The sequence below is a fragment of the Streptomyces sp. NPDC006739 genome (genome assembly GCF_042869815.1).
Classification (GTDB): domain Bacteria; phylum Actinomycetota; class Actinomycetes; order Streptomycetales; family Streptomycetaceae; genus Streptomyces.
The window spans coordinates 10,912-33,938 of record NZ_JBIAGM010000003.1 but is presented as its reverse complement, the minus strand read 5'-3'; the positions used below and the strand labels follow the sequence as shown (position 1 = coordinate 33,938).

14 protein-coding genes and 2 pseudogenes are annotated in these 23,027 nt (G+C 71.8%); 4 read left to right on the top strand and 12 right to left on the bottom strand.

All coding sequences use genetic code 11. From position 1 onward, the window contains the following. The 6 genes from ACFYMM_RS06730 to ACFYMM_RS06705 all read right to left on the bottom strand — a co-directional run bounded on the left by ACFYMM_RS06730 (nt 1) and on the right by ACFYMM_RS06705 (nt 6,195). Nucleotides 1–630 carry a hypothetical protein gene (locus ACFYMM_RS06730; protein ID WP_388384585.1) on the bottom strand — a complete coding sequence of 210 codons (630 nt, stop codon included), beginning with the start codon at nt 628–630 and terminating at the stop codon, nt 1–3. Next, nucleotides 621–833: a radical SAM-modified peptide, FtsH ternary system-associated gene (locus ACFYMM_RS06725; protein WP_388384583.1), complete on the bottom strand. Its 213-nt coding sequence runs from the start codon at nt 831–833 to the stop codon at nt 621–623. The genes ACFYMM_RS06730 and ACFYMM_RS06725 overlap by 10 nt, the downstream gene beginning before the upstream one ends. Continuing rightward, on the bottom strand, nt 830–1,873 hold the full coding sequence (locus ACFYMM_RS06720; RefSeq protein ID WP_388384581.1) for a radical SAM protein: 1,044 nt from the start codon (nt 1,871–1,873) through the stop codon (nt 830–832). The genes ACFYMM_RS06725 and ACFYMM_RS06720 overlap by 4 nt, the downstream gene beginning before the upstream one ends. Next, on the bottom strand, nt 1,870–4,227 hold the full coding sequence (locus ACFYMM_RS06715) for a hypothetical protein (RefSeq protein ID WP_388384579.1): 2,358 nt from the start codon (nt 4,225–4,227) through the stop codon (nt 1,870–1,872). Before ACFYMM_RS06715 ends, ACFYMM_RS06720 begins: the two co-directional genes overlap by 4 nt. Next, nucleotides 4,224–4,895 (bottom strand): hypothetical protein, encoded by a 672-nt coding sequence (locus tag ACFYMM_RS06710; RefSeq protein WP_388384578.1) that lies wholly within the window; start codon nt 4,893–4,895, stop codon nt 4,224–4,226. The genes ACFYMM_RS06715 and ACFYMM_RS06710 overlap by 4 nt, the downstream gene beginning before the upstream one ends. 163 nt (nt 4,896–5,058) lie before the next feature. Beyond that, a complete protein-coding gene (locus ACFYMM_RS06705) occupies nt 5,059–6,195 on the bottom strand; it encodes a sugar ABC transporter substrate-binding protein (RefSeq protein WP_388384576.1) in 1,137 nt (378 codons plus the stop codon). 294 nt (nt 6,196–6,489) lie between these two features. Here ACFYMM_RS06705 and ACFYMM_RS06700 point away from each other — a divergent pair, with 294 nt between their 5' ends. Next, nucleotides 6,490–9,162, top strand: a complete 2,673-nt coding sequence (locus ACFYMM_RS06700) for a glycosyl hydrolase (protein WP_388384574.1) — start codon at nt 6,490–6,492, stop codon at nt 9,160–9,162. An 83-nt stretch (nt 9,163–9,245) separates the two neighbouring features. Here ACFYMM_RS06700 and ACFYMM_RS06695 read toward each other — a convergent pair whose 3' ends face one another. Then, nucleotides 9,246–9,776, bottom strand: coding sequence for a hypothetical protein (locus tag ACFYMM_RS06695; RefSeq protein ID WP_388384572.1), 531 nt, complete (start codon nt 9,774–9,776; stop codon nt 9,246–9,248). Between the two features lie 96 nt (nt 9,777–9,872). Beyond that, the gene (locus ACFYMM_RS06690) at nt 9,873–11,753 is read right to left on the bottom strand and encodes an exo-alpha-sialidase (protein WP_388384570.1); all 1,881 of its coding nucleotides are present in this window, start codon (nt 11,751–11,753) and stop codon (nt 9,873–9,875) included. Nucleotides 11,754–12,097: 344 nt separating this feature from the next. Between ACFYMM_RS06690 and ACFYMM_RS06685 the strand changes: the two genes are divergently transcribed. After that, on the top strand, nt 12,098–13,063 hold the full coding sequence (locus ACFYMM_RS06685; protein WP_388384569.1) for an SDR family NAD(P)-dependent oxidoreductase: 966 nt from the start codon (nt 12,098–12,100) through the stop codon (nt 13,061–13,063). On the opposite strand, the pseudogene ACFYMM_RS06680 reads toward ACFYMM_RS06685, so the two are convergent. Next, a pseudogene (locus ACFYMM_RS06680) lies at nt 13,044–13,841 on the bottom strand (AraC family transcriptional regulator ligand-binding domain-containing protein); the annotation flags it as partial. The gene ACFYMM_RS06685 and the pseudogene ACFYMM_RS06680 sit on opposite strands and share 20 nt — an antisense overlap. Before the next feature lie 42 nt (nt 13,842–13,883). Here ACFYMM_RS06680 and ACFYMM_RS06675 point away from each other — a divergent pair. After that, nucleotides 13,884–14,539, top strand: a pseudogene (locus ACFYMM_RS06675) (molybdopterin cofactor-binding domain-containing protein). On the opposite strand, the gene ACFYMM_RS06670 reads toward ACFYMM_RS06675, so the two are convergent. After that, nucleotides 14,504–14,842, bottom strand: coding sequence for an ANTAR domain-containing protein (locus ACFYMM_RS06670; protein ID WP_388384567.1), 339 nt, complete (start codon nt 14,840–14,842; stop codon nt 14,504–14,506). The pseudogene ACFYMM_RS06675 and the gene ACFYMM_RS06670 overlap by 36 nt on opposite strands. A 190-nt stretch (nt 14,843–15,032) precedes the next feature. Here ACFYMM_RS06670 and ACFYMM_RS06665 point away from each other — a divergent pair, with 190 nt between their 5' ends. Then, on the top strand, nt 15,033–16,016 hold the full coding sequence (locus tag ACFYMM_RS06665) for a helix-turn-helix domain-containing protein (RefSeq protein ID WP_388384565.1): 984 nt from the start codon (nt 15,033–15,035) through the stop codon (nt 16,014–16,016). Nucleotides 16,017–16,041: 25 nt separating this feature from the next. Here the strand turns inward: ACFYMM_RS06665 and ACFYMM_RS06660 are convergent, their stop codons facing one another. After that, nucleotides 16,042–18,522, bottom strand: a complete 2,481-nt coding sequence (locus tag ACFYMM_RS06660; protein WP_388384563.1) for a SpoIIE family protein phosphatase — start codon at nt 18,520–18,522, stop codon at nt 16,042–16,044. A 68-nt stretch (nt 18,523–18,590) separates the two neighbouring features. Then, entirely contained in the window at nt 18,591–22,868 is a 4,278-nt protein-coding gene (locus ACFYMM_RS06655; protein WP_388384561.1) for a HAMP domain-containing protein, read from the bottom strand. Nucleotides 22,869–23,027 lie beyond the last annotated feature (159 nt).

Here is a 23,027-nt window from a genome sequence, read left to right as displayed (position 1 = left end):
CTACTCCGGTACGGCGACGAGCTTGACGGGACAGATCGTCAGCCGGCCCTCGGGCCGCCAGTTCTCCCAGCAGGCGAGGCCCGCGGCAGGGTCCCGGTGGACGGCCGCGCCGCAGGCGGGCCGGTTCGGTGAGCAGGGGCAGAGCACGACGTGTTCTCCCGCGCGGAAGGTGTGCGCGCAGTACAGGCAGCGGGGCGGCCTGGCGCCGTGGATCGCCGGACGCGCCACCTGCCAGTCGTCCGCCGTCAGCGCGGTGACCGGGACCCCGTCGACCGGCGGCCAGGTGGCCAGCAGCCCCGCGGCGAAACCGGCGGAGTCCGCCGCGTCGGCGCGGGCACCCTCCGGCGCCTCGTGGGGCGCGCCCGCGCAGGCCAGAGCGGGGGCGAGGTGGGCCACGTCGTCCGCGGCGGTGCCCGAGCCCGTCGTCCCGGCGTCGCCCACGCGCACGGTGTCGCCGCGACGGAAGGTCTGCCCGCAGGTCGTGCACAGGCGGTGGTTCCACGGGGAGGAGGCGTGGGTGACGGCCGTCCGGCCGCTCTGCACGCTCTCCTCCTGCGGGTCGAGGCCCGCCGCCATGCCCGCCTCGAAGGCCCGGCGCGCCAGGGCGTCGCCGTCGTCGGCTACCCGCACAGCATCTGCTCCATCGGTCCCTCGCCGAGCGCGTCGAGTACGGCCTCCACGGCGGACGGCCGCAGTGCGTCGCCGATGACCTCGACCCCGGATCCGGTGATCCTGATGCGGACGCGGACGAGATGTCCGTGGGGGTGCTCCGCGTATTCCTCCGGTCCGATGAGATCGGGTATCGCCTCGGTGAACACATGGTCCGTGGTCACGGTCGTGTCTCCCACCTTCCTGGAATGTGCGCCCCGCACGACGGGCATCCGCCGCCGGTGAGCCTGTTGTCGAGCGTCTCCCAGACGCCCCGCTCCACGACGGTGTCCGCACAGCGCGGGCACCGGGTGGCGCGGCCCTCGGGTCCCAGCGCCCGCTCCACGTAGACGAAGCGCAGTCCCTCCTCGGCCCCGGTGTGCCGGGCGGCCGCCAGCGCGGAGGGTGCCGTGGGATCCTGACCGCCCATCCGGAAGTCCGGTGTGAAGCGGAGCAGGTGCCAGGGGAGGCCGGGGTCGATGGCCGCCAACCTGCGTGCGATGGACCGCAGTTGGGAGGGGTCGGCCGAGGTGCCGGGGATGAGGGGCGTACTCACCTCCACCCATACGCCGGCCGCCCTGAACCGCTCCACCGCCGCCAGTACGGGGGCCAGCGGGGCGCCGGTGAGCCGACGGTGCGGACCGTCCTCGGCCGCTTTGACATCGATGTTGACCGCGTCGAGCACGGGGGCGACGAGGTCGACGGCCCGCGGGGTGAGGAAGCCGTTGCTCTTCCACATCACCGCCACGCCCAGGGGCCGGGCACGCTCGCCGAGCGCGAGGGTGAGTTCCGGAGCGAGGGAGGGTTCGGCGTAGGACAGCGCGAGATCGGCGCCCCGCGCGTGCGCCGAGGCCGCCAGTTCGCCCGGGCGGGCGGGTTCTCCCGTCCATGGCGCACGGTCCGTGCGGCCGTACTGCGACAGCCGGTGGTTGACGCAGTAGTCGCAGCGGAAGCTGCAGCCGGGTCCGGCCACGGTCAGGACCTTGCCGCCCGGCCTGACGTGGTAGAACGGCTTGCGCTCGATCGCGTCGAGGTGTGCGACGGAGGCGGTGAACGTCGCGGTCTCCAGCCGGCCGCCGTTGTTGCGGCGGACCCGGCAGTAGCCGGTCTGTCCGTCCGCCATCCGGCAGCGGTGGGGGCACAGTTCGCAGCGCAGGCCGGTGCCCGCGGCCGGCTCGCCGAGGAGAGCGGGCCGCCAGTGCGGCTGTGCCTCCCGTGCGGTCATGACGGTCCGTCCCCCGTCAGCAGGAGGCGTACGGCGTCCGCGAAGCGGCGCCCGTCGGCATCCGGCGGCAGGTGCACGTGGTGGGTCTCGGCCGGCCGGCCGCGGGGCGGATCGTCGCCGATGTGTGTGGTGGCGAGCCGGAGGCGGGGGCCCCCGACGAGCGCGTGGTCCCGGACGAGGTGGTGGAGGGCGAGCAGTACGGTCGGCGTTCCGGTGGACGCCGCCGTTCTGAGCGCGGCTTCGAGATCCGGCGGCTCCAGGGTGCGCGAGGTCCACAGCATGGCCAGATCCGCCGGCCGGGAGACCGGTCTGAGCAGGTCGGGCCGGTCGAGCCCGACGAACGCCGCGTGACGGCTGTGGCTCCACAGGGACGTGGCCAGCAGGTGCGCCAGGGAGCGCAGGACGACCTCGGGCGGTCCGAAGGTGGGCGGACTCGTGTCCAGCACGAGGGTCACCGGCTCGGGAACCCACGTGGCGGCGGAGCTGTGCAGGCGGTAGAGGAGTTCCCTGCGCGCGTGACGCAAGGTCAACCAATGTGCGGGCAGCGCGAGTTGACTTGGCAGGATCTGGGTGATCCGGCCGGTGCGGGAGATGCCGCCGGAACCGGGGGCGTGCGTGAGCGTGCCGGCGTGCCGGGCCTTCGTCGACACGGCACCGGTGAGGATCTGGAGCCTGCGGAGGTCCACGGCCGGCATGGCGGCGGCCTGTTGTGCCAGGCGCAGCGGAAGCACCGGGTCGTCGGCGACGGCCTCGGCCCCGATGACGGCGAGCAGGGCGGCCGTACGCCCGGTCACCGCGTCGGCGGCGGACCTGAGTTCCTCCAGGGGGAGTTCCCCGTCGGGCACCCGGGAGAATTCCCCGATCAGGGCGCGGCGCAGCGCCTCGGCAAGTTCGAGCGGGCCGTGGCCGGGGGAGGGGACGGTGTTCGGCTCGGACAGTCCCGCGGCCAGCAGGCCGGCGAGTCCGACCCGGGACCTCACGGGCCACGCCAGCTCGCGCAGGAGCCGTAGGCCGGGGTGGTCCACGAGACCTCTGAGCCGTTCGTCCAGCAGCGGCACGGCGGTCGTCGGCCCGGTCAGGGCGACCAGATCGTGCAGCAGGCCGAGCGAGGGGCACACCCCGTGCACGGCCAGCCGCACCAGCCCCCGGCGCACGGCCCACGGGAGGTGGGGGACCGGCGAGGCCGACGGGCCGGTACCGTCCGGGATGCGCCCGGCGGTGCCGAGGAGTCCGTCGAGTTCCCAGACGCGTGCGCCCGTCTCCCCGGCTGCGTACAGCCACACGGCGCCGTCGGGAAGGAACAGCCAGTCGACCTTCGTGCCCACGTCGCACTGGGCCGGTCCCCGTGCGGTGAGGTCGTCGAACTCGTGCAGGACGGCGCCCGTCAGCCAGCCCCAGATGCGCACCGTGCCGTCACTGTGCCCGCTGGCGAGCACCCTCGCCCCGTTCGGTGCGACCGCCCAGGCCACCGAGTCCACGCGTCCGGGGCAGGGCGGACAGATCAGCAGGCGCTGGCCCCTCAGCCCGTCCCATACACAGACCCTCCCGTCGTCGTGACCGCTGGCGAGCAGCGCGGATCCGTCCGGGAGCATCGCCCAGGACATGGCCCAGACCGGGCCGAGGGCGGTCTGTATCTCATGGCGGAGCCCCTGGCCGGTCTCGTCGAAATCCCACACACGGACATGGCCGTCCCGGTGACCGGTGGCGATCAGGCCGGCGCCGTCCGGCTGGATCTGCCCCCGCTCGACCGACGACACGGTGTCCACGACGAACGGCACGTGGACGCGGTCGACCAGCTGGCCCCCCGTCAGGTCCCAGACGAGGACGTCGCCCGCTCCCGAGGCGGTCAGCAGGGCCGTGCCGTCCGGCCCCCTCGCCAGCGTCGCGAGTTCCAGGGAGATGCCCGGGCTGTAGGACTTCCTGCGCGGGTCGCCCCCGACGCGGTGCAGGAGCAGCTCGTTGCCTCCGGTGCGCGTCACGAGAAGGGGATCGCCCGTGGGGGTGGCGGCCCATCCGATGGGCCACTCCTCCGCTTCGAGCGGGACGTCGTCCATCGGCACCCAGCCGAGCCGGCCCCCCGCGCCGCCCGGCGGGAGGGCGAACACCCGAGGTCGCAGGCCGGCGCCGGTCAAGGGAGGGGCCACCCCCCGGGCCGTTCCCACCACCGGACCGTCGGCCGGGGCGGTCAGGCACAGCCGCGCGTACGGGCGCAGCTCGTCCGGGGTCCGGTCCCTCACTCCGAGCGTGCCGCCGCCGCCCACCACCGCCCCCGCGACGGAGGCGGCGACCGCGGGTCCCTCCCTGCCGATCGACCGTGCGTGGGTGCGCGCCCACGCGGTCAGGGCGTCGCTCACAGATGCGTCACCAGGGTCACCGGGTCCGGCACCGCCTCCCGGTACCGCCGCAGCACGGGCCCCTTGCGCACCGCCGCCTCCACCGTCAACGCCGCCCGGCTCGTCGCGCCGCGCGGTGCCCGCACCACCATGGCCAGCCGGTAGGTGCCGCCGATCGGCGCGGTCCGGGTGCGGCGGATCTGCCAGCCGGGGTCGGAGCGCAGCTCGCGGAGGGCCTCCAGGCACACGAGACTTCGCTGGACGCTTCTGCTGTAGCCCACGAAGGCCAGCTGCGGGCCCAGTTGGGCGGAGGTCGTACTCTCCACGGTCTCGGTCAGCTGCTTCGGCGTCATGGACCAGGCCGTCGGCTGGAACGCCGCCGCGCCGTCCGCGGACAGGGCCAGCGCGACGTCGACCGTGTGCAGTTCGGGAAGGCCGGATTCCTGCTCACAGGTGACCGAGAGATGCAGCAGGTGGTAAACGGCGTCGGCGGCCTCGGCCGCCACGAACGCCTGGAGTTCCATGTCGTGGGCGACGGCCTTGGCGTCCAGCGGGACCGAGACCGGGCCGCCCAGCAGGATCCTGCCTCCGAGCGGGGGCGGCGCCGGATCCCCGGGACCCCGTACGGCTCCGGCGGCCGGCAGACTGAGCGCTCTTCGGGGTAAGTCCGGGAAAATGACATCGATCAAGGCGGCATCCCCCATTCCCGCTGATGGTCGTCAAAGTGTAGCCAAACGGCGGGTGGCGAGCGCGAAATCCGGGAGTTTCTCCCGGGGAGGGAGGGCCGGGCCGTTCATGCGTCCGGGGGCTCCGGCGCCGGGGCCCTCCCGACGCGACGGCCCGGCAGGCGGTCTACCTCAGGCCGATCGCCTCGCAGTCCGGCTTGAAGGCCGGGGTGCAGATGTCCTTGACGGTGTAGACGCCGTCCGCGATCACGGTGTCCTTGATGTTCGCCTTGGTGAGGGCGACCACCGGCACGAGTGAGGCGGGAATCTTCTTCTCGGTCGGGCTGTCGACCCTGTCCTGGGTCAGCGCGTCGAACTGGATGTCCCGGCCCTGCACCTTGTACACCGCCATCTGGGCGGCCTGGGTCGCCTCGTCCAGGAACGACTTGTACACCGTCATGTACTGCTCGCCCGACACGACCCGCTGCACCGCGTCCAGGTTCGCGTCCTGCCCGGTCACCGGCGGGATCGTGGTGGCGCCCGCCTTCTTCAGGGCGCCTATGACCGCGCCGGCCATGCCGTCGTTGGCCGAGTAGACGGCGGCGATGTTGCCGAGGCCGAGGGCCCGGACCGCCTTCGTCATGTTCGCCGCGGCGACCTGCGGTGACCACTTGTCGGTGTCGTAGGTCCTGGCGATCCGGACCTTGTTCTGGAGTTCGTTGAGGGCGCCCTCCTTGAACTTCGCCGTGTTCGGGTCCGCGGGATCGCCGTTCATCATGACGATCCTGCTGGTGGCCGCCCTGCTGCCGAGCGCTTCGAGGATGGCGCGGGCCTGGACCTCGCCGACGAGTTCGTTGTCGTGCGAGACGTACGCGTCGATCGGACCCTGGGCGAGGCGGTCGTAGGCGATGACGGGGATGCCGGCGTCCTTGGCCTTCTGCACGTCCGGTGCGACGGCCTTGGCGTCGAGCGCGTCCACCACGATGATGTCGACCTTCCGCGCCACCATCTGCCGGAACTGCCGGCTCTGCTTGACGGGGTCGGCCTCGGCGTTGGCGTAGACGACCTTGCCCTTGCCGTGGGTGAGCGAGGCCACCTCCTTCTTGATGATGGGGTGATCGAAGTCCTCGAAACGCGCCGTGTCCCTGTCGGGCAGGAGCAGCCCCACCGTGATGTCGTCGCCCTTCTTCACGGAGGCGGAGCCGCCGTCCGCGCCGATGCCGTCGACGGTCCCGCACGCGGTGAGTGTGAGTGCCGAGGCGGAGGCGATCAGGGCGGTCGCGACACGGCATGCGGGGGTTCTGCAAAGAAGTGGAGCGCTCACGCCAGGGGCCTTCCGAGTGGGGGGATCATCATGCGCAACGGATGATGTGGAGGAAGCCAACTCGGAGACACCAGGCACGTCAAGACGTCAGGACAACAATACTGCCGATGTGCCTTCGGTGGCCGAAGGCCGTCTCCAACGCGGCTTTCTCCCTTGCGACTTCGGAATCATGTGAGGCGCGAGGTAAACAACCCGCCATTTTTCCTGTCAGCCCTTTGTGTGACTGTTGTGGCCACGCCAAGATCCCCTCTGTGCCGGGACACCCCCATATGACCGGTGCAGGGAGGAGAGGGCATGTTGCCCCCGAAGCACCGACGACGGTTCATATCCTGCGTCGTCGTAGCAGCCGCGTTCGGACTGGTCAGCACCCAGTCGTTCGCGGCGTCGAACAACACCAGACCGAGGCCCTGGCAGGCCCGCCATCAGGCGGCCGTCGGCCGGCAGCACATCAACGCGGTCCACGGGGGCCATGGGGCGTCCGCGTTCGCCGCTGAGGGCGGCGACGACGGCTCCGACGAGGCGGAGAACTCCGCCGAGTCCACCGCCCAGTTCACCGAGGCCCGCACCGCTCCCGGAGTGGTCGCGCCCGGCGCCTACGGGGCCGCCTGGCAGCAGCTGCAGTCGATGAAGCACACGAGCGGCAGCTGGGACCACGTCACCAGGAAGGCGTACAACTCCGACGACCCCCGCTACCGCGATGTGAACTCCAACTCCAGCGGTGGCGCGGGCAAGGTGACCGGCCGGATCACCGGTATCGCCGCCGACGACCAGGGCTATGTGTACGCGGGCGGCGCCAACGGCGGTGTCTTCCGCTCCACGACCGGCGGCGGACAGTGGAAGCCGATCTCCGACAAGCTGCCGTCCCTGTCGACGGGCACCCTCGCCCTGGACGGCCAGAAGCGGCTCTGGTACGCCACCGGCGAGTCCAACACCGGCGCGACCTCCTTCGTCGGCACCGGCGTCTACGTCCTCAAGGACCCGCGCCACGGGCAGTTCCAGCCCGGCGACCGCGTCGGCGGCGCCGAACTGGAGTCCACCGTCATCCACGCCCTGCGCTTCGCCGGCACCAAGGTGTGGGCGGCCACCAGCACCGGCGTCTGGTCGCACTCCACGACCACCCTGTCCGGTCCGTGGAAGCAGGAGTTCGCCCCCAACCCGGACTATCTGCCCGGTGGTTCGAAGGCGGACGACCCGAGCGCCCCGTACAAGAACATCGCCAACGACATCGCCGTCGACCCGAAGGACCCGAGCAAGGTCCTGCTCGCGGTCGGCTGGCGCGGCGGCGACACCTACAACGGCCTGTACGCGAAGGGCGCCGACGGCAGCTGGAAGCCGGTCAGCGGACTCGGTGACCTGCCCACCGGCAGCGACGACGTCGGCAACATGACGTTCGCCGCGTCGGCCGACGGCTCCCGCCTGTACGCCGTCGACCAGTCTCCCGCGCAGATGGCCGCCAACCCGGACAGCGGGCTGAAGGGCGTCTACGTGTCGCAGAACGGCTCGCCGTTCGGGCCGTGGACGCTGATCGCCGACTACACCAAGCTGAAGGCGTCCGGATCCGCCCTGCAGAGCGCGGGCTACATGCCCGGCATCCAGGCCTGGTACAACCAGTTCCTCCAGGTCGACCCGGCCAACGCCGACCACGTCTACCTCGGCCTGGAAGAGGTCTTCGAGACCAAGAACGGCGGCCAGAGCTGGACCGTTCCGGGCCCGTACTGGAACTTCCCGTTCCCCTGCTGGAGCATCGACCCGGCCAAGCAGACCGGCGACTGCTCGCCGACCACCCACTCCGACCAGCACGCGGTCGCGATCGGCAGCTACAAGGGCAAGACCTGGGCGTACGTCGGCAACGACGGAGGCATCTACCGCCGCCCCCTCGACGGCGCGGTCGACTCCGGCGGTCACGCCAAGGACTGGCAGTCCCTCAACGACGGCACCCTCGACACCCTGCAGTACTACTCCGTGGGCGTCGGCAAGGACCGCACCTACGGCGGTGTCTCGGTCACCGGCGGTCTGCAGGACAACGGCCAGTCGATCCTGCGCGGCCGTGACAAGGTCATGGGCTCCAACTTCGGCGGCGACGGCGGCGACACCATCGCCGACCCCGCCAACGGGTGCAACATCGCCGCCGAGTACGTCTACCTCGACCTGTGGGTGACGCAGAACTGCGGTGTGAACGACGGTTCCTGGTCGACGGACCCGGCCAAGGCCACCGAGTACGAGGTCGCCCCGCCCGACAAGGACCTGGGCGGCGCCGGCGCCCGCTTCATCGCGCCGATCACCGCCGACGCCAAGAACAGCCGCACCTGGATCGCCGGCGGCCGGCACGTGTGGGTGAACACCAAGGGCTTCGCCATCCGTTCCGGCAAGGAATGGGCGAACGCCTACGACCTCGGTGACGGCCATGTGGCCACGGCCGTGGCGTCCTCGGGCGGCACGGTGTACGTCGGCTGGTGCGGCCCCTGCAACAACCAGGGCTTCACCCGGGGCATCGCGGTCGGCAACGCCGACGGCACCGGCTGGCACCAGCTGAACCTCCCGGTCGACGGCACGGTCCCGAACCGCTACGTCTCCGGCTTCGAGATCGACCCGGCCGACGCCCAGCACGTCTACGTGGCGATCAACGGGTTCTCCCGCCGGTTCACCGAGGGCCCCGGCGCGGGCGTCGGCCACGTCTTCGAGTCCAGGAACGGCGGCACCAGCTGGACGGACATCTCCGCCAACCTGCCCGACGTCCCCGCCGACGCGGTCAAGCTGCTGCCCAACGGCGGCCTCGCCCTCGGTACCGACCTGGCCACCTTCTACCGCCCCGCCGGCGCCACGAAGTGGCTGGTCCTGGGGCACGACCTGCCCACCACGGCCGTGATGGAACTCCGCCTCGGCCCCGACGGCAAGCTGTACGCCGCCACCCACGGTCGCGGCATCTGGTCCTTCGACGTACGGCGCCTCAAGGGCCGTAAGGACTGATCACCACCTGTACGGCGGGTGGCACGACGACGGCCGGTGCGGCCCCGGTTCCCGGGGGCGCACCGGCCGTCCGGCGTCCGGGCTCACTGCACCGGATACGCCGCGACGCTCAGCCGCAACGTGAAGAGCGGCGCCTTCTCGGGGCCCCAGGTCACCGAGGCCGCTCCGATGCGCGCGGCACGCACCGTGACCCGCGCGCCTCCCTGGCCGTCGGTGGTGGACGAGGTCACCAGTGCCAGCATGGGGTTGCTGCTGCGCGGCGGCGGCCAGGGGCCGTGGGTGCGGGGTTCCAGGACGACGGTCACCGTCGTGCCGGACCGCACGCACAGGCTCCGGACCGAGGCGTCCCCGGCGCGGTGGGTGATCGCGGCGGAGCCTGCCTCGCAGCCCGGTGACCGTGTCCCGGGAGGTGCCGTCCCCGTGCCGCCGGCCGAGGGCGTGGTGGGGTGCGGGTCGGCGGAAGGGCGCGGTGGCGTGGAGCCGGAGGGTGAGCCACTGCCGCCGCCGCTGGTGCCGCCGCTCGTGCCGCCGCTTCCGCAGGCGGTCAGCAGGCAGGCGACCGCCACGACGGCGGCCATGAACCACGGCCCGCGTCCATGCCGCTCCGCTGCCACAGCCGCCTCCTCACCTCGCCGCACGCCACTGTGACGTTCTGGCCCGGCGCCCGGTTCCTGAGCCTGTGGTTCCGGGCGTCCCTGTGCTCTCCCAGGTCAGTGCCGGACGGGCAGTGGCCTGGTGAGGTGGGGTGAGGGGACGGCCGCCGCGCCGTGGGTGGTGGCGCGGGCGCTGCCGCCGGTGACGGGCAGGGGGCCGGCGGTGTAGAGGGCCTCGTCGAAGGCTTGCCCGTTGGAAGGAGCCTTGCCGACGGCGAAGACGGAGACCGCCTTTCCGCCGACGACGGAGGTGGAGATGTAGTCGCCGACCATGCTGCCCTGTGAGCTGCCGGCGATCTGGGACAGGGACATGGGCCCGGCCACGGTCGCCGGGCTGCTCCAGGTGCTGCCGCCGTTGGCGGAGGAGAGGTAGCCGACCTCCAACTGGCAGGTGGACGCGGTGCAGTTGGCGTTCGGGTAGAAGTAGTAGTAGAGGCCGATCCTCGCCGTCGTCCCGGAGGTGCTGGGGTCGATGCCGATGCCGGGGATGAAGTGGTCCGCGCCGCTGGTGGTGGCGTCGATCGGGACCCGGGTCACGGCCGACCAGGTGGTGCCGTTGGTGGACGTGGAGTAGACGATGTCGTTGGCCGGGCAGCCGGAGCGGAAGCGGCAGTCCTGCCAGGCGACGTAGATCTTGCCGGAGCCGTCGATCTCGGCCGAGGGCAGTCCCTCACCGTCGCGCAGGTTGCCGGCCACCCCGTGGCTGGAGACGTTGGCTATCAGGGTGCTGGAGGACCAGCTGGAGCCGCCGTTGGTGGAGTTGAAGGCGTTGACGGAGCTGCCGTCGGCGGAGTAGGGGACCACGACCGTGCCGGAGGGCTGGACGAGGGGCTGGCCGCCCAGGCCGCTCGGGCCGCCGGCCGGTGCCACCGGCGCCGACCAGGTCGCGCCGCCGTCGGTGGAGCGGCTCATCACCACCGCGTTGCCGGAGGAGGTGACGTCGACCTCGACGTAGCAGGTGCCGTAGTACGGGCTGGCGGCGGAGTTGTCGCAGACGATCCACTCCTTGTCGTAGCCCTTGCCGTCGTTGCCGACCGCGATCACCGGGTTCTGCCAACTGGTGCCGTTCGCGGAGCGGCTGACGCTGACCCCGGCGCCGTTCACGCTGGAGTCGATGACCAGCCCGGCGACCATCCAGGTGCCGTGCTTGGCGTCGTAGGCCACGGCCGGGTCGGAGACACGGGCCCAGGTGCCGCCCTGGTAGGTGGTGATGCCGGGCAGCATGCCGTGCTGCCAGGTGGTGCCGCCGTCGGTGGAGGTGTTCCAGCCGATGTCGGAGGATCCGCCGTCGTTGAACCGGCCGACCTGCGAGGACGCGACGATCGTGGTGCCGTGGGCGAAGGTGTCCGGTTCCAGCTCGGTGGCGTGCTGGCTGGAGGAGTTGGTGAACGGGTCGGTGCTGACCTGGGTCAGACCACTGGGCGGCGGTGTGGCGGTGGTGAAGGAGACGTCGTCGTAGAGCGTGTAGGTGGCGTCGCCCGCGTAGTCGTCGTCGTGGCTGATCAGGGTGAGCTTGTAGCTGTGCCCGGCGGTCACGGACGAGGCGATCTGCTTCCAGCCCTGGCCGTTGGTGCAGGTCTTGGCGAGCACGGTCGTCGTCGTGCCGGCCGTGGTGTCGGCCAGGGTGGCCGTGGCCCAGTCGTAGTTCACCGTGTCGGGGCAGGTGACGCTGTACCAGAACGACAGCTGCGTCGCTCCGCTCGGCGCGGTGAAGGTCTGGGCGATCGAGGAGTCGCCGTTGGTGGGGGAGGTGCCGCCGACCCGCGCGGCGTAGGTGCCGTCGTGGGCGCCGGAGCCGGCCACGGCGGTGGTCCCGGCGGAGGTCCAGCCGGTCAGGCTGCCGGACTCGAAGCCGCCGTTGGCGACGTCGGCCAGGGCCGGGTGGGAGGCGAGCAGGAGACCGCCCAAGGACAGCAGGGCGGTGGTGGCGGTCGCCACGGATCTACGGACAGCGGTGCGCGGCATGAGGCCGCGCCTGTCTCTGGATCGGGACACGGAACATCCTTTCGGGCAGCCGGAGATCGCCCGGCACACGGGGAGATGAAGGACGTCCACGCCGATGGAGCGCGTGTTCGCAGTCCGGGATGCTTGCACCGGACATGACATGCAACAAGAGCGCCGCGGCCCGCGGGGCGCGAAGCGGCCGAGAATTTACGCGAGCCGGTCACGTCACGGCAAAACCACAGGGCTTCCCCCGTATGGGGCCAAGGGATTTCCCTGTATCGCCTGGAGGGGAAGGGCCACTTGACTTCGAGTGCACTCGAATTCGTAGCGTTGCGCACATGAGCACTGCACAGCACAAGATCGGATCCGGTTTCGGCGCCACCAGCACCGCCGACGACGTCCTGCACGGCATCGACCTGACGGGGAAGACCGCCCTGGTCACCGGCGGTTACTCGGGAATCGGCCTGGAGACCACCCGGTCGCTCGTCAAGGCCGGTGCCCATGTGATCGTGCCCGCCCGCCGCCCGGCCACGGCCGAGCAGGCACTGACCGACATCTCCGGGGTCGAACCGGACGAGCTGGACCTCGGTGACCTGGAGAGCGTGCGCGGCTTCGCCGAGCGGTTCCTCGCCTCCGGTCGGACCATCGACATGGTGATCGACAGCGCCGGGATCATGGCCTGCCCGGAGACCCGGGTCGGGCCCGGCTGGGAGGCCCAGTTCGCCACCAACCACCTCGGTCACTTCGCCCTCGTCAACCGCCTGTGGCCGGCGATCGCGCCGGGCGGTGCCCGGGTCGTCTCCGTCTCCTCCCGCGGCCACCACTTCTCCGGCATCCGCTGGGACGACGTCCACTGGCGGCAGGGCTACGACAAGTGGGAGGCCTACGGCCAGGCCAAGACCGCCAACGTCCTGTTCGCCGTCCACCTCGACGAGCTCGGCCGCGACGCCGGCGTCCGGGCCTTCGCGCTGCACCCCGGCGGCATCCTCACCCCGCTCCAGCGGCACCTGCCCAAGCAGGAGATGATCGAGCGCGGCTGGATCGACGAGGACGGCAACGTGCTCAACCCCGAGGGCTTCAAGACCCCGCCGCAGGGTGCGGCCACCCAGGTGTGGGCGGCGACCTCGCCGCAGCTGGACGGGATGGGCGGCGTCTATCTGGAGGACTGCGACATCGCCGAGCCCGCGTCGGAGGAGAACGCCGACCGCTCGGGCGTGAAGGACTGGGCGATCGACCCGGAGCAGGCGGCTCGGCTGTGGGAGCTGTCGGCGGACCTGACGGGCGTCAACGCCTTCGCGGGCTAGCGCCGGTCCCTTCGGCCGTCCCGGTCGTCGGGGGCGCCTCCCGCTTGAGCAGGCCGCTGCGCAGTTCGAGCGGGGTCACTCCGTGCCAGCGCCGCACCGCCCGCCGCAGTGCGCTCACATCGGCGAAGCCCGCCTGACGTGTGATGTCACGGAGCGTCATGTCCGGTCGGCGCAACAGTTGTTCGACCTGCGCGCGGCGCACCCCGTCGACGATCGCCTCATAGGTGGTGCCGCACCCGGCCGGGCGACGACGCAGGGTACGTTCGCTGGACGCGTGCCTGTGGGCCTGCTCGGTGAACGAGGGGACGGCCGGAAGGCTCTGCGCGGCGGAGATCTCCAGCACCTCCAGCAGATCCTGCTGGTCGCGGCGGGACGCCATCTCCTTGTCCAGCACGTCGAGCACCGAGGCACAGGTGATGGTGTCCCGCCCCGGCATGGCCGCACGGGCCCACCGGGCGGGGAACACCATGCGGTTGCGGGCGGCGGCGAAGCGCACCGGGCAGCGGAAGAGGTCGTCGAACGGGCGCGTTTCGCGCGGTGCGGGGAAGGTGAACTCGACCGCCTGCGGGGCGAACGCGGCGCCGACGCTCAGCCGGGTGAGGGTGACGACACTGGAGTACGCCTCCTCGGCCAGGAAGACGGCGACCGTCGGATCCAGTGCGGGGTCCGGCAGATCGGCGCGCAACACGTAGCCGTCGTCCTCCCGGCGGGCCGACCACACCGTCATCGCCCCGGAGAGGTTCTGGTAGCGCACGCCGGTCTCGATGGCGTCCAGATCGCGGCCAGCCAACTGGGCACGACACCGTCGCGGATCCGGCTGGTGCAGTCCGACACCGACCGCACGGGAGTCGACACCGGCGCCTTCGCGAGCGCGGGCCTCTTCGTGGCGGGCAACGCGGTCCTGCGGGCCGCGGGCGCCGTACGCGACCGCATCCTGGAGTTCGCCTCGGCGCACACCGGCGTCCACGTCGTGATGTGCGCGATGGACGACGACGGTGTCCTCTGCGGTGACCGGCGGGTGTCCCTCGCCGAACTGGTCGCGCTGGCCAGGGCGCGCGGCATCCGGTTCACGGCCGCCCGCAAGGCGTACGGCTCGCCCCGGAGCGTCACCTCCAACACCCAGGGTTCCGGGTCGCCGTGCACCGCGTCACGGGTGAGATACGCATCCTGTACAGCGTGCAGGCGGCCGACGCCGGAGTGATCATCAACCCGGCGCAGGTCCGCCGGCAGGTGGAGGGCGGTGTCGCCCAGGGAATCGGCTTCGCGCTCACCGAGAACCACCAAGTCGACGACAGCGGCGTCATGGTCAACCCGAACCTCCGCAACTACCGCATCCCCACCTACGCCGACATCCCCCCGACCGAGGTCCTCCTGGTGGGCTGCGCGGCCTCGGTGTCGTCGCGGTGGCGATCGCCTTCTGGGCCGTCGTCTTCCACCTCGTCACGGTCCGGTTCTGGACACTGCCCTGACCGGTGACCGCGCGTCGGCGCCCGCCCTGCGCAGCACCGCCGCGTCCAGCGCGTCGCGCACCTCCTGGGGGAGCCACTCGCAGTGCGGCCACTGGACGATGTGCTCCGCGATCTCCCGCAGCTTGGTGTTGGTGTGCTGGGAGACCTCCCGCAGGATCTGCCAGGCGGTGTCGGGACGCACCCCGCCGTAGGCGACGACCACGCCCATGGCCTGGTCGACGATCGCGTGGGCGGTGACGGCGTGCCTCAGCTGGGCGACCTCCTCCTGGAGGGCCGCGATCCGGTCGGCGCTTGCGAGCGGTTCTGGCATCGTGGTCTGGGCTCCCTGGTGGGACAGGTCATACGGTCTTGTCCCACTGCTGCCCGTTGTCGCCGTCCGTGAAGGTCCACTGTGCGAACAGTCGGCCCACGGGATGTCCACAAAACGAAAGCGTCCCCGGCCCGGGCCGCCCCGGGCGCCCGCTTGCCGCCCACGCCGCCCGAGGTGTCAGGATGGCGGTATGGACTCGCTGGTTTTCGAGAGCGACGATCTCGGCGTGACGGAGGACTTCCTCTGCCGCGCCTACGCGACCATGCGCATCGGCAGCGCGACACCGGCCGCCGGCCGGGCCCGGGTCCGCCGCGACAGCACCGGGTCGATCAGCGTCGACGAACTCGACCTCGACTTCGACATGTCGTACTCGGTCAGCCCGCTGGGGAAGATCTGTCTGTGCGTCGTCCACGAGGGAACCGTCCAGGACCATGCCTTCCGTGGTGTCCAGGACTCCTTCGGCCCCGGTGACGCCGTGCTGTTCGCACCCCCCGACGAGCCGTACTCGGGGCGTGTCAACAGCGCCCGCTACAACATCACGCTGATCGACCCCGGTCTGCTCGAACAGGTCGCCGCCACCGAGCGCGGTCCGCTGCGCGCGCCCGTCCGCCTGACCGGCCACCGGCCCCTCACCCCGGCCGCGGCCGACCGGCTGAAGAGCACCATCGTCTACCTGCGCGACCAGGTGCTGGCCGACCCGGACGTCGAGGCGCATCCGCTGATCGTCTCGGCGGGCAGCCAGCTGCTGGCCGCGAGCGTGCTGGCGGCCTTCCCCAACACCGCGCGCACCGAGCCCACCGCCCGCGACCGCACCGACGCGCACCCCGCCACTCTCCGGCGCGCCGTCGCCTACATCGACGACCACGCCGACCAGCCGCTCACGGTGGCCGGCATCGCCGACGCCGTGCACGTCACCATCCGCACCCTGCAGTACGCCTTCCGCCGCCACCTCGACACCACGCCACTGGCCTATCTGCGCCGGGCCCGGCTGGCCCACGCCCACCGGGACCTGCTCGCGGCGAGCCCGCACAGCGGCGCCACCGTCGCAGGCATCGCCGCCCGCTGGGGCTTCTCCCACGCGGGCCGCTTCGCCGCCCTCTACCGGGACGCCTACGGCACCAGCCCCGCACGCACCCTGCGCGAGGGCGACGCGTTCGACCGGGCCCGGAACTGAAGTCCGTGACCCCGGCCGGCCGGGGTCACGGGGCCACCCGGATGCCCACGACGCAGGTGTCGTCGTCGGTGTCGGACCTGCTGTGCGTCAGGAGCCGGTCCACCTGCAGGTCCAGCGTCGGCGGGACCGTGCGCGCCGCCGTCAGCAGCTGCGCCAGGGACTCCTCGACGGACCGGTCACGGCGTTCGATCAGACCGTCCGTGTACATCAGCAGGGTGTCGTCGACGGCGAGCTGCACTTCGTGCTCCTGGTACACGGCCTCCGGCACGGCACCCAGCAGCAGGCCGCCGACCAGGGGCAGCGGCTCCGCCTGCGCCCCGCGCACCAGCACGGGCGGCAGGTGCCCGGCCCGTGCCCAGCGAAGGGTGCGGCGGTCGGGGTCGTACAGGCCGCAGACCGCGGTGGCGGTGACCGAGCCGGTCAGATGGTGCGTCACCATGTTCAGCCAGGACAGCAACTGCCCCGGCCCGGCGCCCGTCACGGCGAGCCCGCGCAGCGCGTTGCGCAGCACGACCATGCTGGTGGCCGCCTCGATGCCGTGGCCGGCGACGTCCCCCACGCACAACAGCACCAGCCGGGACGGCAGCACGACCGCGTCGTACCAGTCGCCGCCGACCAGGTGCTGGGTCTCCGCCGGCCGGTAGCGCACCGCGAGGTCCAGTCCGGGAACCTCCAGCGGGGCCTGCGCGGGCGGCATGATGGCGTGCTGCAGCTGCAGCGTGAGCCGGTTGCGTTCGCTGGCCTGCTGCTCGGTGTGGGCGAGCTGGTCCCGGGTGGCGGCCAGGGCGACCTCCGTCCAGTGGTGCGCGGAGATGTCCTGGTAGGCGCCGCGCACGACGTGCAGCCGGCCGTCCGAGTCGAGGACCGGTTCGGCCGCGACCCGGATGTGGCGGGTGACGCCGTCCGGGCGCTGGAGACGGAAGGCCGTGGACGCGGCCCGGCGGTGGTGCAGCAGATTGCGCAGGAACCGGCCGATGGTGACGGCGTCGTCGGGGTGCGCGTGCGCGGGCAGGTCCTCCAGCGGCACCGGGGCGCTGGAGGCGGGCTTGCCGTAGAGATGGTAGAGCTGGCCGTTCCAGGTGATCTCACCGGTGAGCAGGTTCTCCTCGAAACCGCCGATGCGGCCCAGGCGCTGCGCGTGCTGGAGCAGACTGGCCAGGCGCGCCGTCTCGTCCTCGATGCGCCAGATGAGCAGGACACTGCCCCCGTGCCGGCTGATGTTGATGTCGGCGACCGCCGCCAGGGGGACGTCGTCGACCAGGGCGGTCAGCCGCATGCGGTGGGCGCGGTAGGGCTCGCCGGTGGCGTAGACGCGCTCGATCCGCCCGAACAGCTCGCTGTGGCCGGCGGCCATCGGGTACGCCTCCAGCAGCAGCGCGCCGTTGATGACCCCCCGGGGGCGGCCCGCGGGATCCAGGAAGCGGCTGTTGACGTGGTGGATGCGGAAGTCGACCAGCTCGCCGCCGGCGTCCAGCTGCGGCACCAGCACCAGGGCGGGGTCGTGCAGCCCGTCGGCCAGGTCCATCAGTTCCGTCGTACCGGGCTGCACACGCGAGCCGTCGGCACCGTCGAAAGGATGCCCGGTGGAGGTCCCCAGCGTGTGCGCGCACAGCTCGGCCAGGGCCTCGACCTGCCGGACGATCGGCGGGGAGGGGGCCTCCAGCGGCGCCGGCCAGACGATCTCCAGCACGCCGTGGATGCGCCCGCCGGTGCCGGCCGGTACGGCGACCCGGCCGCCCTCGGGATGGTGATGCTGGCCGATGGAGGGCAGCCCGGTCTCGGCCAGGCTGCGGATCCAGTGGCCGGTGCGCTCGGCGAGACCGCGCCGGGCCACGGTCGCCACACCCGGTGGCACGTGCCGCCAGCGGCCGGCCTCGGTGGCGGAGAACCCGGCGTGGCCCGCCAGCGTGAGCGAGCCGTCGGTACCCAGGGCCCAGATCGCCACCGCCTCCGCGCCGAGGGGTGCCAGGGCGTGTTCCAGCAGGGAGTCGGCGACCGCCTGGGTGTCGGGGGCGGCCAGCGCACCGCTCTCGGCGGACCGCAGCCGTACGGCCCACGAGTCGTCGCCCCTGGCGCCGGCGGTCTCCGCGCGGGCCGCGGTGGCGGTGAGGAAGGCGGCGGTCACCTCCGAGAGCCGGTCGCGTGCCGCCTGGTTGATGACGTCGACCGCGAACTCGAGCGGTGTCAGCCCGGCCTGCCCGGTGAGTTCGGCCAGCTGTCGCGCCGCCTCCGCCGGACCGCAGCCCAGCCGTTCCACCAGGATGCCCTTGGCCAGTTCGATCAGGGCCCGGCCGTCGGCCTCGGCGTGCGCGGCCCGCACCTCGCGGCGCAGCCGCTCCACGGTGGCCGCGAGCCTGCCGACCGGGGACGGCTCGCCGGGACCGACGGCACCCGCGTCCCGCCCACCGCCGACGGCACCGGCCGGCCCGGCGTCCGCCGGCGAGGGCTGCTCGACCACCGGGACGCGCTCGTCCCGCGGTTCGGGAGGTAGACGGAGATCACTCACGATGGGCCTGTTCCTCGGGCTGGGACGTCACGCGGTCGGCTGACGGGCGATGCGGCCGTGCCGCGCGGTCACACGGGCAGCCAGCGCCGCACCCGGGCCATGAGTTCGCCGGTGTCGACAGGCTTGGTGACGTAGTCGTCGGCGCCGGACGCGAGACTCTTCTCCTGATCGCCCGGCATCGCCTTGGCGGTGACGGCGATGATCGGCAGGTCCGCGTACCGGGGCATGGCGCGGATCTCCGCGGTGGCGGCGTAACCGTCCATCTCCGGCATCATCACGTCCATCAGGACCAGGCAGATGTCCGGGTGGGCGAGCAGCATCTCGATGCCCTTGCGGCCGTTGTCGGCGTGCAGGACCTGGAAGCCGTGCAGTTCCAGCACCCCGCTGAGGGCGAAGAGGTTGCGTGCGTCGTCGTCGACCACCAGGACCGTCCGGCCGAGGAAGGCGTCGTCCACGACCTGCGCGGCCGGGCGGTGCGGGTCCTCGGCGCGGACCAGCGACAGCACGTCGCCGGGCTGTTCGGCGGACAGGTGCAGGGTGATGCGCTCGCGCAGCTCGTCCAGCGAGGACAGGAAGTCCAGCGGCCGGCCACCGGCGAGGGCGCGCAGCGCCTGTTCCTGCGCCAGATCCACCCGATGTCCGGTGTGCACCAGGACGGGCACGCTGGCCAGCGCGGAGTCACCGCGCATGGCCTCCAGGAAGTCCGCGCCCTCCTTGCCGGGCATGCCCAGTTCGAGGACGACGCAGTGGCAGGGCTCGGCCGCCAGCGTGCTCGCCGCCTCCTGGGCTCCCACGGCCGTGATGAGGTCGATCGCGCCGTGCGGGTCGCCGGGGTCGTCGTGCGTCAGGTCCGCCACGGCCCGCTCGGCGACCAGGCTGAGCAACCCGCGCGGACGCTCCTCGATCACCAGCAGCCGCCGCCTGCGGTGCGCGGCGGCCGGCCCGGAGCGGGGCAGCTCACGAGGGGCCGGAGCGGCCACGGAGGCGAGGGCGTCGTCGGGCTGCTCCGCCGGCCTGCCGCCGGACTCCAGAAGCTCCTTGAAGTCGGCCCGCGCGACCGGCAGGTACAGCGTGAAGGCGCTGCCCTGACCGGGGGTGCTGTCGACCGCGACGGCACCGCCGAGCAGATGCGCGATCTCCCGGGTGATGGACAGACCGAGGCCGGTGCCGCCGTACTTGCGGCTGGTGGTCCCGTCGGCCTGCTGGAACGCGCCGAAGATCGTCTCCAGTTGCTGGTGGGGGATGCCGATGCCGGTGTCGACGACGCGGAAGGCCACCACCGGACCACCGAGGTGGACACCCGGCGGCACCTCCCCGTCGGTCACCGGCTCGATCCGCAGCTGAACACTGCCCTCCTCGGTGAACTTCACCGCGTTCGACAGCAGGTTGCGCAGGATCTGACGGAGCCGGGAGTCGTCGGTGAGCAGGTCGTCCGGCGTTCCCGGAGCGGTCGCCACCGTGAACTCCAGGCTCTTCTGGGTCGTCATCGGCCGGAACGTCGCCTCGACGTACTCCAGGAGCTGGCGCAGCGGGACCCGCTCGGGCGTGACGTCCATCTTGCCGGCCTCCACCTTGGACAGGTCGAGGATGTCGTTGATCAGCTGCAGCAGGTCCGAGCCCGCCGAGTGGATGATGCCCGCGTACTCGACCTGCTTCGGGGTGAGGTTGCGCGAGGGGTTCTGCGCCAGCAACTGGGCGAGGATCAGCAGGCTGTTGAGCGGGGTGCGCAGCTCGTGGCTCATGTTGGCCAGGAACTCCGACTTGTACTTGGAGGCCAGCGCCAGCTGCTGCGCACGGGTCTCCAGTTCCTGCCTCGCCTGCTCGATCTGCAGGTTCTTCGCCTCGATGTCGCGGTTCTGGGAGGCCAGCAGGGAGGCCTTCTCCTCCAGTTCGGCGTTGGAGCGCTGCAGCTCCTCCTGCTGCACCTGCAACTCCTCGGACCTGGCCTGCAGTTCGGCGGTCAGCCGCTGGGACTCATCCAGCAGCTCGTCGGTGCGGACGTTGGCGACGATGGTGTTGAGGTTGACGCCGATGGTCGGCATCAGCTGCGCCAGGAAGTCCTGGTGGATCTGGGTGAAGCGGCTCAGCGAGGCCAGCTCGATCACACCCAGCACCTGTTCCTCGACCACGATGGGCAGCACCATCAGGGCGCGGGGCACCGCCTGACCCAGCCCCGAGGAGATGGCCACGTAGCCCTCCGGCAGTTCCTCCACGGTGATCGGACGCCGGTTGCGCGCGGCCTGCCCGACCAGGGAGCGTCCGACCGGGATACGGGTGGGCCGCTCCTCGTCGTCGGGACGGCCGTAGGACCCCACCAGCCGCAGTTCATGGCCGTGGTCGGTGTCCTCCGCCAGGTAGAACGCGCCGTACTGGGCCGACACCAGCGGTGTCAGCTCGTCCATGATCAGCTCGGCGACCACGGGCAGGTCGCGGTGGCCCTGCATCAGGCTGGAGATGCGGGCCAGGTTGGTCTTGAGCCAGTCCTGCTGCTGGTTGGCCCGCGTGGTCTCGCGCAGCGACCCCACCATGGAGTTGATGTTGTCCTTCAGCTCGGCGACCTCCCCGGAGGCCTCCACCGTGATCGACCGGGTCAGGTCGCCCTCGGCGACGGCGCTGGCGACCTCGGCGATCGCGCGGACCTGCCGGGTGAGGTTCCCGGCCAGCTCGTTGACGTTCTCCGTCAGCCGCTTCCAGGTGCCCTCGACGCCCTCCACCTCGGCCTGGCCGCCGAGCCGGCCCTCGCTGCCGACCTCGCGGGCGACGCGGGTGACCTCGGCGGCGAACGACGACAGCTGGTCGACCATCGTGTTGATGGTGGTCTTCAGCTCCAGGATCTCGCCCCGGGCGTCCACGTCGATCTTCTTCGACAGGTCGCCGTTGGCGACCGCCGTCGTCACCAGGGCGATGTTGCGGACCTGCCCGGTGAGGTTGTTGGCCATGGAGTTGACGTTGTCCGTCAGGTCCTTCCAGGTGCCGGCCACGTTCGGCACGTGCGCCTGACCGCCGAGGCGCCCCTCGGTGCCCACCTCGCGCGCCACCCGGGTGACCTCGTCGGCGAACGCCGACAGCGTGTCGACCATCGTGTTGATGACGTCCGCCAGCGCGGCGACCTCGCCCTTGGCCTCCACGGTGATCTTCTGCGAGAGGTCACCGCGCGCCACGGCCGTGGCGACCTGGGCGATGGAGCGGACCTGCCCGGTCAGGTTGGACGCCATCACGTTGACGTTGTCCGTGAGGTCCTTCCAGGTCCCCGACACGCCCCGCACGATCGCCTGCCCGCCGAGGTTCCCCTCGGTGCCGACCTCGCGGGCGACGCGGGTGACCTCGTCGGCGAAGGCGGAGAGCTGGTCGACCATCGTGTTGATGGTGTCCTTGAGCTCGAGGATCTCGCCGCGTGCGTCGACGGTGATCTTCTGGGAGAGGTCGCCCTGGGCCACCGCGGTGGCCACCTGCGCGATGGAGCGGACCTGCCCGGTCAGGTTGCCGCCCATGAAGTTCACGGAGTCCGTCAGGTCACGCCAGGTGCCCTTGACGCCCTTGACGTCCGCCTGCCCGCCGAGCCGGCCCTCGGTGCCGACCTCGCGGGCGACGCGGGTGACCTCGTCGGCGAAGGCGGAGAGCTGGTCGACCATCGTGTTGATGGTGTTCTTCAGTTCGAGGATCTCGCCGCGTGCGTCGACGGTGATCTTCTGGGAGAGGTCGCCCTGGGCCACCGCGGTCGTCACCTGGGCGATGTTGCGGACCTGGGAGGTGAGGTTACCGGCCATGAAGTTGACCGAATCCGTGAGGTCGCGCCAGACGCCGCCGACTCCGGGAACCTGCGCCTGGCCGCCGAGCCGGCCCTCGCTGCCGACCTCGCGGGCGACGCGGGTGACCTCGTCGGCGAAGGCGGAGAGCTGGTCGACCATCGTGTTGACGGTCTCCTTCAGCTGCAGGATCTCGCCGCGCGCGGGGACGTCGATCTTCTGCGACAGGTCGCCCTTGGCCACCGCCGTCGCCACCTGGGCGATGTCGCGGACCTGGGTGGTGAGGTTGCCCGCCATGGCGTTGACCGAGTCGGTCAGGTCCGCCCAGGTGCCGGAGACCCCGGGTACCTCGGCCTGGCCGCCCAGCGTGCCCTCGGTGCCCACCTCGCGGGCGACCCGCGTCACCTCCGAGGTGAACACGGACAGCTGGTCGACCATGCCGTTGAACACCGTGGCGATGTCGCCGAGCAGCCCCTGTCCGTCGGACGGCAGGCGGGTCCCGAAATCACCGTCGCGTACGGCCGTCAGCCCGGCGAGCAGCTGACGCAGCTCCTGCTCGCCCGGGCCCTGTACCTGGGCGTCCATCGACGTACCGGTCATGCCCACCCTCGTTCCACTCCCCAGGGGTCCGCGCGGACCCGGAACCACACCGGTGTCGTGAAGTCACGTTTGCCGGCGGCGACCCCGCGTTCGACGGCGCCGGCCGACGAGGAATCCGTCGCAGGTTAACTCAGTTGCCGTGCAGCAACAAAAGGCCGG

Coding starts and splice junctions, on each gene's coding strand:
- ACFYMM_RS06655 (WP_388384561.1), bottom strand. CDS start 22,868: ATGACCGGTACGTCGATGGACGCCCAGGTACAGGGCCCGGGCGAGCAG.
- ACFYMM_RS06670 (WP_388384567.1), bottom strand. CDS start 14,842: ATGCCAGAACCGCTCGCAAGCGCCGACCGGATCGCGGCCCTCCAGGAG.
- ACFYMM_RS06665 (WP_388384565.1), top strand. CDS start 15,033: ATGGACTCGCTGGTTTTCGAGAGCGACGATCTCGGCGTGACGGAGGAC.
- ACFYMM_RS06700 (WP_388384574.1), top strand. CDS start 6,490: ATGTTGCCCCCGAAGCACCGACGACGGTTCATATCCTGCGTCGTCGTA.
- ACFYMM_RS06685 (WP_388384569.1), top strand. CDS start 12,098: ATGAGCACTGCACAGCACAAGATCGGATCCGGTTTCGGCGCCACCAGC.
- ACFYMM_RS06720 (WP_388384581.1), bottom strand. CDS start 1,873: ATGACCGCACGGGAGGCACAGCCGCACTGGCGGCCCGCTCTCCTCGGC.